The organism is Burkholderia torrens (assembly GCF_984668525.1).
The window spans coordinates 1675667-1689249 of the sequence record NZ_OZ480212.1 but is presented as its reverse complement, the minus strand read 5'-3'; the positions used below and the strand labels follow the sequence as shown (position 1 = coordinate 1689249).

Here is a 13583-nt window from a genome sequence, read left to right as displayed (position 1 = left end):
GGCCCGCCGTCCTTCGTTTCAACGCATCCGATTCGACATGAAAATTTCCCGATCCCTTTCCACCGTCGAAGTCCATACGGGCGGCGAAGCGTTCCGCATCGTCACGAGCGGGCTGCCGCGCGCGGCCGGCGACACGATCGTCCAGCGCCGCGCGTGGCTCAAGGAGAACGCCGACGAGATCCGCCGTGCACTGATGTTCGAACCGCGCGGCCATGCCGACATGTACGGCGGCTACCTGACCGAGCCGGTCTCGCCGAATGCCGATTTCGGCGTGATCTTCGTGCACAACGAAGGCTACAGCGACCATTGCGGCCACGGCGTGATCGCGCTGTCGACCGCCGCGGTCGAACTCGGCTGGGTGCAGCGCACGGTGCCGGAAACGCGGGTCGGCATCGACGCACCGTGCGGCTTCATCGAGGCGTTCGTGACGTGGGACGGCGAGCATGCGGGGCCGGTGCGCTTCGTCAACGTGCCGTCGTTCATCTGGCAGCGCGACGTGTCGGTCGAGACGCCGTCGTTCGGCACCGTGACCGGCGACATCGCCTATGGCGGCGCGTTCTATTTCTACGTCGACGGCGCGCCGTTCGACCTGCCGGTGCGCGAGTCGGCCGTCGAGCAACTGATTCGATTCGGCGCGGAAGTGAAGGCCGCCGCGAACGCGAAGTACCCGGTCGTGCATCCGGAGATCCCGGAGATCAACCACATCTACGGCACGATCATCGCGAACGCGCCGCGCCATCCGGGCTCGACGCAGGCGAACTGCTGCGTGTTCGCGGATCGCGAGGTCGACCGCTCGCCCACGGGCTCCGGCACCGGCGGCCGCGTCGCGCAGTTGTACCTGCGCGGGCAGCTCGCGGCCGGCGACACGCTCGTCAACGAATCGATCGTCGGCACGGTCTTCAAGGGGCGCGTGCTCAGCGAAACGTCGGTCGGCGACATCCCGGCCGTGATCCCGGAAGTGGAGGGCAGCGCGCATATCTGCGGGTTCGCGAACTGGATCGTCGACGAGCGCGATCCGCTCACTTACGGATTCCTCGTGCGCTGAACAGCGGCGCCGATCGGCCGCCGTCGCGCGGTTTCCCGGTTGCAGTACCAGGTTTGGCGCGTCGTTCCCGTTGCGGGGCACGCGCCTTTTTTGCGTGCGAAACACTGGCCAGCGCGCGCGGTGCGTGCGCGTGCAGCGCCGCTGCCGGCCGGCGGGCCGCGCGAGTTTGGTACGATGCACCCTTTTCAGCCGAGCTCCACCCGCGTGAATCGCCGAAACGTGTCGTCAGTGCGTGCTTTCTGTGCCAGATGGGTCGCGCGCGCCCAACCCGTCGCGGCTGCCGCCGCCGCACGGGTCAAGCCTCTCGCCGCCGCCGCGTGGCACCATGTCCGCCACCCGACGCGCCGTGGCGTGCTGCTCGCGGGCGCCGCCGTGCCGGCGCTGTTCGTGGTGTACGTGGTCGTGCTGATTCCGTTCACGCCGGGCATCGGCGACATCCGCAAGGCGCGCGTCGACCAGCCCGCGCAGGTGTTGTCCGCCGACGGCAAGCTGCTGGCCGAATTCAAGCCGTCGAACCGCGAGTGGGTGTCGCTCAAGCAGATCTCGCCGCACATGGTCGACGCGCTGATCGCGACCGAGGATCACCGCTTCTACGAGCATCACGGCCTCGACTGGAAGCGCACGGCGTCGGCCGCGCTCCATACGTTCTCGGGCAGCCGCCAGGGCGGCTCGACGATCACGCAGCAGCTCGCACGCAACCTGTATCCGGACGAGATCGGCCGCGCGCCGACGCTCACGCGCAAGGTCAAGGAGGCGATCACCGCGCTGAAGATCGAGGCGGTCTACAGCAAGGACCAGATCCTCGAGACCTACCTGAACACGGTGCCGTTCCTGTACAACGCGTACGGCGTCGAGATGGCCGCGCGGACCTATTTCGACAAGTCGGCCGACGAGCTCGACGTGCTCGACAGCGCGACGCTCGTCGGGATGCTGAAGGGCAACAGCTACTACAACCCGGTGCTGAACCCCGAGCGGGCGCTGCAGCGGCGCAACACGGTGCTCGGCCAGATGGTGAAGTACGGCAAGCTGTCGCCCGCGCAGTTCGCGCAGTTGCAGCGCCGGCCGCTGCGCATCGACTTCGAGCGCCAGAAAGAGCCACCGGGGCCGGCGCCGCACTTCGCGCAGCAGTTGCGCAAATGGCTGATCGCGTGGGCCGACCGCAACGACTACAACATCTATTCGGACGGCTTGATCGTGCGCACGACGATCGACTCGCGGCTGCAGCAGATGGCGACGCAGGCGCTCACGCTGCAGGGCAATCAGTTGCAGGGCATCGCGAACAACGCGTGGAGCGGCCGCGACGGCTGCGGCACCGACAACGAGGTGTTCCGCACCTTCATGCGCGAGTCGCCCGAGTACAAGGCCGCGCAGGACGCCGGCAAGGACGACGCGGCCGCGATGAAGCTGCTCGCGGCCGACCGCGGCTTCATGCGTGCGCTGTGCAAGGCGAAGACCGACGTGCAGGCCGGCTTCCTCGCGATCGATCCGCGCGACGGCGCGATTCGTGCGTGGGTCGGCAGCCGCGATTTCACCAGCGAGCCGTTCGACCACGTCGCGCAGGCGCGGCGCCAGCCGGGCTCGACGTTCAAGCCGTTCGTCTATGGCGTCGCGTTCGCGAGCGGAATGAAGCCGGACGACACGTTCGTCGACCAGCCGGTCGAGATTCCACTGAAGGGCGGCGAGATCTGGCGGCCGAACGACGACGTGCCGCCTACGGGCAAGCCGATGACGCTGCGCGACGCCGTCGCGCTGTCGCGCAACCGGATCACCGCGCAGGTGATGGAGAAGGTCGGGCCGGCCGCCGTCGCGCGGCTCGCGCGCGACATGGGCGTGCGTGAAAGCCCGCTCGAACGCGTGCCGTCGCTCGCGCTCGGCACGAGCCCGGTCACGCTGAAGGAGATGGTCGCGTCGTACGCGACGATCGCGAACGGCGGCCTGTACGTCGAGCCGCAGATGGTCACGCGCATCGAGACCCGCCAGGGCGAGGTGCTCGCCGAATACGCGTCGGCGCCGCCCGAGCGTGCGCTCGATGCCGAATCCGACAAGACGCTGCTCGACGTGATGCGCGACGTCGTCACACGCGGCACCGGCGGCAGCATCCGCACGCGCTTCGGGATCCGCGGCGACGTGGCCGGCAAGACGGGCACGACGCAGGACAACGCGGACGGCTGGTTCATCCTGATGCAGCCGGGCCTCGTCGCCGGCGCGTGGGTCGGTTTCGACGACGGCCGCGTGACGCTGCGCAGCGATTACTGGGGGCAGGGGGCGCACAGCGCGCTGCCGATCGTCGGCGACTTCTTCCAGCGCGCGCAACGCGCCCGGATCGTCGACACGAAGGCGAAATTCGATACCGAGCCGTCGCCCGGCTGGTTCGCCTCGCTGCGCGAGCGCGCGACGGACCTGTTCGACACGTGGTTCCCGCCCGAGCCGAAGAAAGCGCCGGCGTCCGTCAGGACGCAGCGTATCGAGCGTCCGCCCGAGGTCGACGAAGGCGCGGCGTCGGCCGCTTCGGCCGCGTCGGCGCCCGAAGCCGCGTCCGGCGGCATCGTCGAGGAGTGGGTGCCGGCGTCCGAAGTGGCCGCCTCGGCCGCCGCGTTGTCGGCGGGCGCCTCGCAACCGCAACCCGCGCAACCGCCGGCGAGCGCCGGCACGACGAGCGGCAGCGGCGCAGGCATCGATACAGCGCCTCCCGCCGCGCCGGCCCAGCCGTCCGCGCCGCGCGCTCCCGACACGAGCGGCGCGTCGCAGTAACGAAGCCGTTCAGATTTCGCGCGATGCTGCCGTAATCAAGTTGTCACGACAGCTCGCGCGGTCGTTCCGCGCCTCTACGATGCGGCTTCCCACCGACTATGTCGCGCTCGTGCGCGACGATCTCTCCGCCGGCGTTTCGCTCGGCTTCGATCTCTACGATGCCGACGGCGCCGCGCTGCTGCCGGCCGGCACGACATTGCGCGACGCCGCGCAGCATGCATTCCTGTTCGACCATTTCCGGCCCGTGCGCCGGCGCGATGACGCCGAAGCTGATCCGCGCGAGCAGGGCGCGGCGGCGCCGGCCACGCGCATGGGGCTGTCGGCGGGCGCCCCGATCGGCATCCGCCGCCGGGTCGGTACGACCCGCGCATTGCAGCGCTGCCGGCTGATCGGCGTCGCTGCGTCGGGTGCGCTGTTCGTCGAGCCGCAGCCGGCGGCCGTGCTCGAATTCGCGCGCGGCGACGACATCGAGGCGGTGGCGATCGGCCGCGCCGCGGTGTCGCGCTTCGGCGCGACGGTCGAGGCGGTGCAGGCATCGGGCGCCGCGCCGTTCATGATCCTGTCGCCGCCCGGTTTCGTCGACCGGCTGCGCACGCGCGCGGAGCCGCGCGTGCCGGTGCGGATAGCAGCCTGCTGTGCGGGCGGCGCGGACCATGCGGAAGGCATCGGGATGGTGCGCGACATCAGCCTGAGCGGGCTGTCGATTGCCGTCGACCGGACGATCGCCGCCGCCGGCGAGTCGCTGCGCGTACTGCTCCCGTACGCGGCGGGCGACCGCGTCGAGCTGCTGGCACTCGACGGCACGGTACGCGCGGTGCATGCCGACCCGGCGACGCCGGCGCTGACGCTGCATCACGCGGCGTTCGGCGAAACCGCCGATGGCGACCTGGTCCGCCTGAAGGCGCTGCTGTTCGACCGGCTGATGGCGTCGGCGGATACTGATCGCCCGCGCTGACGCGCGGCCGGCGCGTGCCGCGTACCGTATCGCAGTATTCGGTGCGCGAACGCCGATAATCATCTGATGATTCGGCTTATTCCCGCGAGATTGTACGGTTTCCGTCAACAGTGAATTTGCGATTTAAGTATTTACCCTGATAGTCGCGCCTCCTAGACTTCTACTCATGCGCAACGACCTCGAGTCCGAAGCGCCTGACAAAACAATCCTGGAGGTAACGCATCATGAAATCGCTGATCAAGGCAGTTGCTTTGGCCGCCCTGGTGGCCGCACCGGTCGTCTCGTTCGCCCAATCGAACCAGCAACCGCTGACGCGCGCGCAAGTGCGCGCCGAACTGGTCCAGCTCGAAAAGGCCGGCTACAACCCGAACGACTGGATCAACTACCCGGAAAACATCCAGGCCGCCCAGGCCAAGATCGCCGCCGCGCAGAACACCGGCGCACAAGCCGACGCAACGGGCTACGGCGCGAATGCCGCCGCCACGTCGCAGTCGGGCCAGCGCGTGGTCGTGCCGGCCGTTAGCGACCGCTCGTCGGTGTACTTCGGCCACTAAGCCGGCAGGCACCCGCGAGGGTGCCCGGCTCGCTGCTTCCCCTGAACCCGCACACGGTAGCTGCCGTGTGCGGGTTTTGCATTTCCGCGCCCGATCGGCATCACGGTCCGGTACCCGCATGGCGGGTGCGGCTCGCGAGCACGGCGGCGCACGTGGCGATCGGCGGCACCGACAGCTGGACGGCCGCCGCGCGCATCGCCGTCAGGTGACGCAACGCGCGTACCAGATCACGTAGCCGAGACCCGAAGTCAGCGCGCCGGTGGCGGCGCTGACGGTCAGGTACGCGAACGAGAAGCACGCGACATAGGCGAACAGCATGGCTGCCGCGGGCCGCCTGCAAGGCGCCGGCTGACAAGCGTCAGCGCGTGCGCTAGCATCGCGGACGGTGTCGCCGCGCGCCGAGGCGCGGCAGGGCAACCGGCCCGCACCGGGTTCCACATTTCAACGAACAACAAGGAGCATCCATGCGTGTCTTGACCGGTCTGTTGTGCTCGCTGGCGCTGCTGGCAAACGTCGCCCATGCGCAGGCGAATTGCGCGGACGCGACGGATCAGGCGGCGATGACGGCATGCGCCGATCGCGCGTACAAGAAATCCGACGGGGAGCTGAATCGTACATACCAGGCCGTCACCACGCGCCTGCGCGATGCGCGGCCGCTGGCCGACAAGCTCGTGAATGCGCAACGCGCGTGGATTGCGTACCGCGATGCCGAGTGCGGTTTTTCCAGCGCGAACGCGGAGGGCGGCAGCGCGTATCCGATGGTCGTGTCGACTTGTCTCGACGATCTGACGAAAGTGCGCACCGAAACGCTGAAGGGTTATCTGTCCTGCGAGGAAGGCGATCTCGCTTGCCCGGTGCCCGGCAAGTAAGCCCCGCGCACCAGTTCGCCGGCCGCTCGTCGCGTGGCCGGCCAGGCTCGCCCTCTGCGGCTGGACGTCGTCCGTTACACGTCGTCCGTTTCGTCGAGCAGCTTGTGCCGCATCGCGTACCGCACCAGCGCCGCTTCGTGCGGCATCTGCATCTTTTCGAGGATCCGCGTCTTGTAGGTGCTGACGGTCTTTGCGCTCACGCACAGCGCGTTCGCGATCTCGGTCAGTGTCTGGCCGGCCGCGATCCGCCGGAACACGTCGAATTCGCGATCGGACAGCCGCTGGTGCGGCAGCGTCTCGGCCGGCTCGTTCAGGCTCTGCGCGAACTGCTCGGCCATCGCGAGGCTCACGTAGACGCCGCCCGACGCCACCTTCGTGACCGCGCCGACCAGTTCGGCGCTCGCGCTTTCCTTCGTCAGGTAGCCGGACGCGCCGGCGCGGAACGCACGCACCGCGTATTGCTGTTCCGCGTGCATCGTCAGCACGAGCACGCGCAGCGCGGGCTTCTCGTCCTTGATCTGCTTGATCAGCTCGACGCCGTTGCGGCCCGGCATCGACAGGTCGAGCACGAGCACCTGCGCGGAGGTTGAGCGCACGAGCGCGATCGTCGATGGGCCGTCGCAGGCTTCGCCGGCCACCTCGAATCCGGTGGCGTTCTGGAGAATGTGCCGCAGACCGTCGCGTACGAGCGTATGGTCGTCGGCGATGAGCACCTTGATCATGTGATGAGCGTTTCCTGTTGAACCGTACTGAGCGGAAAGGCGACGGTGATCGAGAAGCCGCGCGCGAGCGCGGTGTCGATCGTCACGGTGCCGCCCAGCATGTGGGCGCGTTCGCGAATGCCGATCAGGCCGAACGATTTGTCCTCGTGGGCCGGCCCGCCGGGCGCCGCGCCGCGGCCGTTGTCCGCGACGCGCAGCACGCAGAAGCCTTCCTCGATGTCGAGGCGCAGCGCGACGCGCGTCGCATCCGCATGGCGCGCGACGTTCGTCAGCGCTTCCTGGACGATGCGGAACAGCGTGGTCGCGCCCGCGCTGGTGAAGGTGAGGCCGCCCGTTTCGATGTGACGCTCGACATCGATCCCGTAGCGGTTCGTGAAATCGTTCGCGAGCCATTCGATCGCCGGCACGAGGCCGAGATCGTCGAGCATCACGGGGCGCAGGTCGGCCGCGATGCGCCGCACCGACGCAACCGTCGCGTCGATCAGTCGCCGCATGCCCTGCAGGTGCGTCTGCACATCACCGTCGGGTTGCGTGCGGCCGGGCACGCGCAACTGCTGCTCGACGACCGAGAGGTCCATCTTCAACGCGGTGAGCTGCTGGCCGAGGTCGTCGTGGAGCTCGCGCGCGATCCGCGTCTTTTCTTCTTCGCGCACGTTCTGCAGGTTCGCCGACAATTCGCGCAATTCTTCGCGCGACTGCTTCAGCGCGTTATCGGCGCGCTGCCGCTCGGTGATGTCGCGCAGCATCACGGTGTAGAGCTTGCCCGACGCGTCGCGGATCTGGGAGATCGACGCCTCGATCGGAAATTCCTCGCCGTTGGCGCGCAGCCCGAACAGCACGCGCTGGCGGCCCATCTGCCGCTCGGACACGCCCGTCACGCCGAACTGGTCGACGTGCTTCGCGTGCGCGGCGCGGAACCGCTCGGGGATGAAGCGCGACAGCGGCGCGCCGATCGCCTCCATCGCGGACACGCCGAACACCTGCTCGGCCATCGGATTGAAGATCACGACCGTCTGCTTCTCGTCGATCGTGATGATCGCTTCCATCGACGAACGGATGATGCCCATCATCCGCGCCTCGTTGAGCATGCCGCGGGTGCTCGCGCCGGCATCGGACCGGCCGCGCAGCAACGCATGGACGAGCGCCGCGAACGCGAACGACGCGATCAGCCCCGCGGCGAGTACGGTGCCGGCCGCGCGCTGTGCGCCGGTCGCGCTCGGGCGGCCGTCGGCAGAGTAGCGGAGCGTCAACGCGGTGCCGCCGAAATTCAGCACGTCGGTGCGCCGCATCAGGTCGGGCGATGCCGACGCTTCGTCGGTCGTCGACTCGACACTGACGATCGCGCGCGGATCGCCACCGGCCGTCATCCACAGGTCGATGCCGCGTTCCGCGTCGAGCGCGCGCTCGACCAGGCGCCGCGGGCTCAGTGCCGCGAACAGCATGCCGTCGACGCCGGCCTCACGCGTGCCGGACGGCGTGACGGCCGCATGCGGCGACGTGGTCACGGGCAGGAACAGCGTCAGCGTGCGGGCGTCGCGGGAAGTATCGTCGTCGGCCGGATGAACGCCGAGCGCGATGTCGCCGCTCTGCAGCGCGCGCGCGAGTGGCGCCGCGTCGGACGCCCCGAAGCGGACGACCGGCGAATTCGACGCGGGCGCGCTGAGCGTCGCGGCCGCGAGCGGACCGGCCGGCGACGGCTTCGCGCCGGCGAGGGCACTGCGGGCGGCGGGCGACAGCGGCGCATAGCCGATCTGCCGGACCGGCGAGCGGGCGCTGTCGAGATCGAGCGTCTCCGCATAGCGGCGCCATTGCTCGGGCGTCATGCCCGGGACGAGACCGAACGCGCCGCGTGCACCTTCGAGCACGGCGACGCCGGACTGCAGCTCGTGGCGCAGCATCGCGGTCACGTGCGTGGTGCGGCGTTCGAAGCGCGTATGGACGGCGCCTTGCCACTGCTCGCGCACCAGCAGCGCAACGCCGAGCGACAGCACGGCGCCGGCGCACAGCGCGACGACGCCAGCCGCGAGCGGCTGGCGTAACATGGTCTGGAGGCGCGTGGGCCCTGGGGCGTCACGCGTCGGGGTTCCACCGGCGGTCATTCAATGATCATTACTGTCGTTCTGGCGGCCCGGGCACTCGGGCCGCGCGGCAAAACCGGGGGAAACTCGCACCGGCTGCGTGCAACGTCTGTTTTCAAGATGAAATTGTGCGCGCTTTACATGTTTTTTGTAATAGGGTCAGCTGAAATTGCGGCGAACGGTGTGAAGCAGCGGGCACGCCGGCCGCGCTTGACGCGCGTCAACAGGCGCGTCGGCACGTGGGGCAGACTGTTCGGCAGGCAAGCCGGCACCGGGCCGGCTTGCGATAACGGGCCGCCGTGGCGCGATGCGCGACGCGTGCCCGGTCGGAGGGACGGACCATGTACAAGCGGATTTTCGTCGGGCTCGACGGCAGCCCGAGCGCGCGTCTCGCGCTGAACGAGGCGATCCGGATCGCGGCGGCGTCGGGCGGTGAGGTCACCTGCGCGTATGTCGTCGAGCACCGGCCGCAACTCGTCGACGTCGATGCGGGCTTCGCGGCCGAGCGCGACCGCGATGCGGCCGCGACCGATGCCGTGACGCCGGTGCTCGACGACGCGAAAGCGGTGCTCGCGCAGCAGCACGTGACGGGCACCGTGCGTGCGCTCGATGCGTACGGCGAGGATGTTGCCACCGTGCTGATGCGCACGGCGGCCGAAGCCGACGCGGACCTGATCGTGATGGGCACGAGCGGCCGTCACGGCCTGCGCCGGCTGCTGCTCGGCAGCGTCGCGGAATCGCTGCTGCGCGCGGCAGACCGACCCGTGCTGCTGGTTCGCCACAACGAGCCGGGGGCGACGGCGGCCGCGTAGCGCATGCGGTGCGGCGCAGCGGCATGCGCCGCCGTGAGTGGCACGCAGCAGCGCCCATCCGCTGGCTGTCTGCCCGATTCAACGCGCGACGCGCTGACCGGCGCATCGCGTGAAAGCGCGCCTGTCGCGGCGAGCCGGAAGCGGGCGCTCGTGACGCACCCGCATGCCCGCGATTGCACGCGCACGGTTGCATCCCGACATGCAGTTCTGGCAGCATCGACCGGTGTCCGCCTGTTCGCCGCGCGCATGGCCGCGGCGATCGACGCAGGAGCATCCGGCTGGAACCGGTCGAACGGGTGATGTGAACCCGGCCGGCTGCCGGATGCCGGTTTTCTACCTTACCGACGTCATCCGCCATGCCGATCTCCGCCTCCGACCTGATTCGCCAGTTCGACCTGCAGCCGCATCCCGAAGGCGGCTATTTCCGCGAAACCTACCGCGCGACCGATTCGGTGGTGCGTCCGGCCGACGGTGCGCCACGCGCCGCGTCGACCGCGATCTACTACCTGTTGTGCGACGGCGCGTATTCGTCGTGGCACCGGATCCGTTCCGACGAAGTCTGGCATTTCTATGCGGGCGACCCGATCGAAGTTTGGGTGCTCGACGAGCACGACGGGCTGACGATCCATCGGCTCGGCAACCCGCTCACGCATCCGGGCACGGTGTTCCAGGCGGTCGTGCCGGCCGGGAGCTGGTTCGGCGCGCGCTGCGCGTCGCCCGAGCATGTCGCGCTCGTCGGCTGCACGGTGGCGCCGGGCTTCGAGTTCGCGGAATTCGAGCTGGCCGATGCGGCCGCGCTGGCTGCCGCGTTTCCCGACTACGCTGAACACGTCGCGCGGCTCGCGCAGCGCTCCGACGTGTGACGGTCACGGTCGCGTCACGCCGCGCGCAAAGCCCGTGCCGATCTCCCGTGTTCCGCGCGGTCGAGGCCAAACCCGTTTAGAATGCGCAGGATGCACCGGTCGGTCGCGGACGTGCCGCGGCGGCCGTTGCGCCGCCGTACCGACGGCCCTGTCGCGCGGCCCGCATGTCTTCCAGGAGCGCCGCCGTGTGGCACTTTCCCATCGCTATTCCATCGTCGCTCGGCCCGTGGGCCGTGTTCGCGAGCGTGTTGATCACGCAACTCGGCGTGCCGGTGCCGGCCGTGCCGATGCTGATCCTCGGCGGCACGATGGCGGCAATGGGGCAGGCGTCATGGGTCAGCATGTTCGCGGCGGCGATCGGCGCGACGATGCTCGCCGATTCGCTGTGGTTCTTCATGGGCCGCACGCGCGGCCGGCGCCTGCTGAACGGCCTCGTGCGCTTCTCGCTGTCGCTCGACACGACGCTGCGCTTCGCCCGTAACGTATTCGAAAGATACGGCGCGCCGCTGCTCGTGTTGTCCAAGTTCCTCCCGGGCCTCGGCCTCGTGTCGGCGCCGCTGCTCGGCACGACCGCGATCGGCGTCGGCGTGTTCCTGTTCTGGGACCTGGCCGGCGCGTCGCTGTGGGCCGCGTTCTGGCTGATCGGCGGCGCGGCCATTCACGACCAGATCGTCCAGTTCGTGCTGTGGGTGCGCGCGAGCGGCGGCACGATCCTTGACGCGTTCCTCGCGATCTTCATCACGTTCCTGCTGTACCGCTGGGTGCGCCGCGTGCAGTTCCGCCGCTATCTCGCGCAGGTGCGCATTTCGCCGCCGCAACTCGTCGAGATGATGACGTCGGACGAGCCGCCGCTGATCTTCGATGCGCGGCCGAAAGCGATCCGCGAGCGCGAGCCGTACCGGATCGCCGGCGCGGTGCCGGTCGATCTCGATTCGCCGGACCTGCTCGACCCGGAAATGCTGAAACGGCCGATCGTCGTCTATTGCGTGTGCCCGAACGAGGCCACGGCCAAGCGTCTGATCGCGAAGATGCAGCGCAAAAAGATGATCCACAACATCCGGGCGCTGAAGGGCGGCCTCGATGCATGGGAAAAGCACGGTTATCCGGTCGAGCCGATGCCGGCCGATCTGGATTCGTCGCGGTATTTCGTGCGTCCCGAACACGGGGCGCTCGAAGGCGAATATACGGTGCGGGCGACATTATCGAAGTGATGCAGCCAGCGTTGGTGGTTTCGGCGCTCGAGAGCGCATATTTTCCCCCCCATCTTGATTTATATATTTTTGACGAGCAAATTTTGCGGCACTATCGCCTCTTATCTCGTAATCGTTCGACCAACAATATCATGAGCATCCGGCCGCGATCGGCCGATTGACACCGCGTCTAAAACTGCGTCGCACCTATCTCAATAAAATCGCGTCCCGCCTCAGAATTAACAATCTGAAAACATTATAAAAATATTAATTCTTCAGTATTTTTTAAAACCTCCGGCTGTTGGAGCAGGGAAGGCCAATGCTCCTCGCGTCGCACTAATCATTTCTGACAGTGTGCGGTGATCGCTTCTGCTAGGATCGCGCAGTGGATAAGAGGGGACCAATTGCGAGCGCCGTTTCGCAATCGCGACATGCATGAGAGGCGTTGTCGCTCTGACTCGCCCGAGATTCAGCAGAAGTATCCAAAAGGTGTCAAGTTCAACTCACAGGGATTCCCCGCCTTCGCACCGTACGCGAAGGCGCAAGTCGATGTCGTCGATTTGACCGGGGACTACAATAAAGATGCTGCACTCTCAAATCAGGCTGCAGGCTTTAAGAAAACGCCCAGTGGCTATGTATGGCATCACGTCGAAAACGCCGAGACGATGCTGCTGATTCCGCGAGACCTGCATGACGCGATTCGCCATACGGCGGCTCTGCCGTTCTCAAGCCATCACCAGGAGCTAAATGATGATTATTAAGACTCGCAAAGCACTGACCGCGCCGACACTTGAAGATATTGCCAAGGTCGAGCGCGAAATTGGAAGATCGCTTCCATCGGAATATATAGAAATTCTGAAAAAATTGAATGGGCTTATTTTGACTCGAATGCAATTGATCTTCCGGGTGGAGGCGGGGCTGGAATTAGTCAATTTATTCCTTTTGAGGAAATTGCTCGAAATATCGGATATATGAAGCAAGCTGATGTTTCGGGTTACTTCCCATTTGCTCATGCAGAAGGCGGGAACTATGTTTGCATGTCGCTACATGATGGCGACTATGGGTGTATTTATTTCTGGGATCATGAAGTTCCTGGATATGAGGCTTTGTCGAAGGTTGCGAATTCATTGATTGTGTTTTTGGATTCCCTTCGCCCATTCAAGGCTGAAGAAGTTTATCTCGATCCAGCCCGAGTTAAGAGTGTTTGGGTAGACCCGGAATTTCTAAAGAATTTGAAGGATGATTGAAGATGAATTTTGGAATTAAATTATAGATTTTTCTGAAAATAACGCTGCGGGAATAGTAAATAATGAAGACGCCTATGCGGCTGACGGCCCTACCGATTACGGCCTTGGTTTCGCTTGCAGTATGCGCACAACAAGCGCCCACGCCAGCCGATCGCGCCGCTGCTGCGCGTGCAAACGTCGAACAAGACCGACAAGCACAGCATCCCCAATGCAGCACAGTTGATAGGTACACTTCCCGTCGGGCTTGGTGCTCAGGTCCTCTTGCGTGTCCCCGAACGAAACGGCCGCGAAACGCCTGATCGCGAAGATGCAGCGCAAGAAAATGATCCACAACATCCGCGCGCTGAAGGGCGGGCTCGATGCATGGGAAAAGCACGGTTATCCGGTCGAGCCGATGTCGGCCGATCTGGATTCGTCGCGCTATTTCGTGCGAACGCGGGGCGCTCGAAGGCGAATATACGGTGCGGGCGACGTTGTCGAAGTAAATGCGCGCGTGA

At 66.6% G+C, this 13583-nt stretch carries 13 protein-coding genes and 2 pseudogenes; 12 read left to right on the top strand and 3 right to left on the bottom strand.

Annotation, left to right across the window (positions count from 1 at the left end; translation table 11 throughout):
* The first annotated feature begins 37 nt into the window (after window positions 1-37).
* The 4 genes from lhpH to AC5LXX_RS23830 all read left to right on the top strand — a co-directional run bounded on the left by lhpH (window position 38) and on the right by AC5LXX_RS23830 (window position 5305).
* Window positions 38-1045, top strand: coding sequence for a trans-3-hydroxy-L-proline dehydratase (gene lhpH / locus AC5LXX_RS23845; RefSeq protein WP_493411195.1), 1008 nt, complete (start codon window positions 38-40; stop codon window positions 1043-1045).
* 174 nt (window positions 1046-1219) lie between these two features.
* A complete protein-coding gene (locus AC5LXX_RS23840; protein WP_493411194.1) occupies window positions 1220-3796 on the top strand; it encodes a penicillin-binding protein 1A in 2577 nt (858 codons plus the stop codon).
* 79 nt (window positions 3797-3875) lie between these two features.
* Window positions 3876-4751 carry a PilZ domain-containing protein gene (locus AC5LXX_RS23835; protein WP_493411193.1) on the top strand — a complete coding sequence of 292 codons (876 nt, stop codon included), beginning with the start codon at window positions 3876-3878 and terminating at the stop codon, window positions 4749-4751.
* 224 nt (window positions 4752-4975) lie between these two features.
* Window positions 4976-5305, top strand: a complete 330-nt coding sequence (locus AC5LXX_RS23830) for a DUF4148 domain-containing protein (protein WP_493411192.1) — start codon at window positions 4976-4978, stop codon at window positions 5303-5305.
* Between the two features lie 136 nt (window positions 5306-5441).
* Here AC5LXX_RS23830 and AC5LXX_RS23825 read toward each other — a convergent pair.
* Window positions 5442-5569: pseudogene (locus AC5LXX_RS23825) on the bottom strand (EamA family transporter); the annotation flags it as partial.
* A 200-nt stretch (window positions 5570-5769) separates the two neighbouring features.
* Here AC5LXX_RS23825 and AC5LXX_RS23820 point away from each other — a divergent pair.
* Window positions 5770-6174 carry a lysozyme inhibitor LprI family protein gene (locus AC5LXX_RS23820; protein ID WP_493411191.1) on the top strand — a complete coding sequence of 135 codons (405 nt, stop codon included), beginning with the start codon at window positions 5770-5772 and terminating at the stop codon, window positions 6172-6174.
* Window positions 6175-6248: 74 nt separating this feature from the next.
* Here AC5LXX_RS23820 and AC5LXX_RS23815 read toward each other — a convergent pair whose 3' ends face one another.
* Entirely contained in the window at window positions 6249-6896 is a 648-nt protein-coding gene (locus AC5LXX_RS23815; protein WP_124447661.1) for a response regulator, read from the bottom strand.
* On the bottom strand, window positions 6893-8995 hold the full coding sequence (locus AC5LXX_RS23810) for a PAS domain S-box protein (protein ID WP_493411190.1): 2103 nt from the start codon (window positions 8993-8995) through the stop codon (window positions 6893-6895). The genes AC5LXX_RS23815 and AC5LXX_RS23810 overlap by 4 nt, the downstream gene beginning before the upstream one ends.
* Window positions 8996-9315: 320 nt before the next feature.
* Between AC5LXX_RS23810 and AC5LXX_RS23805 the strand changes: the two genes are divergently transcribed.
* The 7 genes and pseudogenes from AC5LXX_RS23805 to AC5LXX_RS23775 all read left to right on the top strand — a co-directional run.
* The gene (locus AC5LXX_RS23805) at window positions 9316-9786 is read left to right on the top strand and encodes a universal stress protein (RefSeq protein ID WP_124447657.1); all 471 of its coding nucleotides are present in this window, start codon (window positions 9316-9318) and stop codon (window positions 9784-9786) included.
* 356 nt (window positions 9787-10142) lie between these two features.
* Window positions 10143-10649 carry a cupin domain-containing protein gene (locus tag AC5LXX_RS23800; protein ID WP_493411189.1) on the top strand — a complete coding sequence of 169 codons (507 nt, stop codon included), beginning with the start codon at window positions 10143-10145 and terminating at the stop codon, window positions 10647-10649.
* Window positions 10650-10834: 185 nt separating this feature from the next.
* Window positions 10835-11860: a DedA family protein/thiosulfate sulfurtransferase GlpE gene (locus tag AC5LXX_RS23795; protein WP_322082418.1), complete on the top strand. Its 1026-nt coding sequence runs from the start codon at window positions 10835-10837 to the stop codon at window positions 11858-11860.
* Window positions 11861-12198: 338 nt separating this feature from the next.
* Window positions 12199-12600 (top strand): HNH endonuclease, encoded by a 402-nt coding sequence (locus AC5LXX_RS23790; protein ID WP_493411188.1) that lies wholly within the window; start codon window positions 12199-12201, stop codon window positions 12598-12600.
* The gene (locus tag AC5LXX_RS23785) at window positions 12590-12814 is read left to right on the top strand and encodes an SMI1/KNR4 family protein (protein WP_493411187.1); all 225 of its coding nucleotides are present in this window, start codon (window positions 12590-12592) and stop codon (window positions 12812-12814) included. The genes AC5LXX_RS23790 and AC5LXX_RS23785 overlap by 11 nt, the downstream gene beginning before the upstream one ends.
* Complete coding sequence (locus tag AC5LXX_RS23780; RefSeq protein ID WP_493411186.1) at window positions 12811-13086, top strand: SMI1/KNR4 family protein; 276 nt, start codon at window positions 12811-12813, stop codon at window positions 13084-13086. The genes AC5LXX_RS23785 and AC5LXX_RS23780 overlap by 4 nt, the downstream gene beginning before the upstream one ends.
* Before the next feature lie 262 nt (window positions 13087-13348).
* Window positions 13349-13571, top strand: a pseudogene (locus tag AC5LXX_RS23775) (cytochrome P460); the annotation flags it as partial.
* Window positions 13572-13583 lie beyond the last annotated feature (12 nt).

Coding starts and splice junctions, on each gene's coding strand:
- lhpH (WP_493411195.1), top strand. CDS start 38: ATGAAAATTTCCCGATCCCTTTCCACCGTCGAAGTCCATACGGGCGGC.
- AC5LXX_RS23840 (WP_493411194.1), top strand. CDS start 1,220: ATGCACCCTTTTCAGCCGAGCTCCACCCGCGTGAATCGCCGAAACGTG.
- AC5LXX_RS23835 (WP_493411193.1), top strand. CDS start 3,876: ATGCGGCTTCCCACCGACTATGTCGCGCTCGTGCGCGACGATCTCTCC.
- AC5LXX_RS23830 (WP_493411192.1), top strand. CDS start 4,976: ATGAAATCGCTGATCAAGGCAGTTGCTTTGGCCGCCCTGGTGGCCGCA.
- AC5LXX_RS23820 (WP_493411191.1), top strand. CDS start 5,770: ATGCGTGTCTTGACCGGTCTGTTGTGCTCGCTGGCGCTGCTGGCAAAC.
- AC5LXX_RS23815 (WP_124447661.1), bottom strand. CDS start 6,896: ATGATCAAGGTGCTCATCGCCGACGACCATACGCTCGTACGCGACGGT.
- AC5LXX_RS23810 (WP_493411190.1), bottom strand. CDS start 8,995: ATGACCGCCGGTGGAACCCCGACGCGTGACGCCCCAGGGCCCACGCGC.
- AC5LXX_RS23805 (WP_124447657.1), top strand. CDS start 9,316: ATGTACAAGCGGATTTTCGTCGGGCTCGACGGCAGCCCGAGCGCGCGT.
- AC5LXX_RS23800 (WP_493411189.1), top strand. CDS start 10,143: ATGCCGATCTCCGCCTCCGACCTGATTCGCCAGTTCGACCTGCAGCCG.
- AC5LXX_RS23785 (WP_493411187.1), top strand. CDS start 12,590: ATGATTATTAAGACTCGCAAAGCACTGACCGCGCCGACACTTGAAGAT.
- AC5LXX_RS23780 (WP_493411186.1), top strand. CDS start 12,811: ATGAAGCAAGCTGATGTTTCGGGTTACTTCCCATTTGCTCATGCAGAA.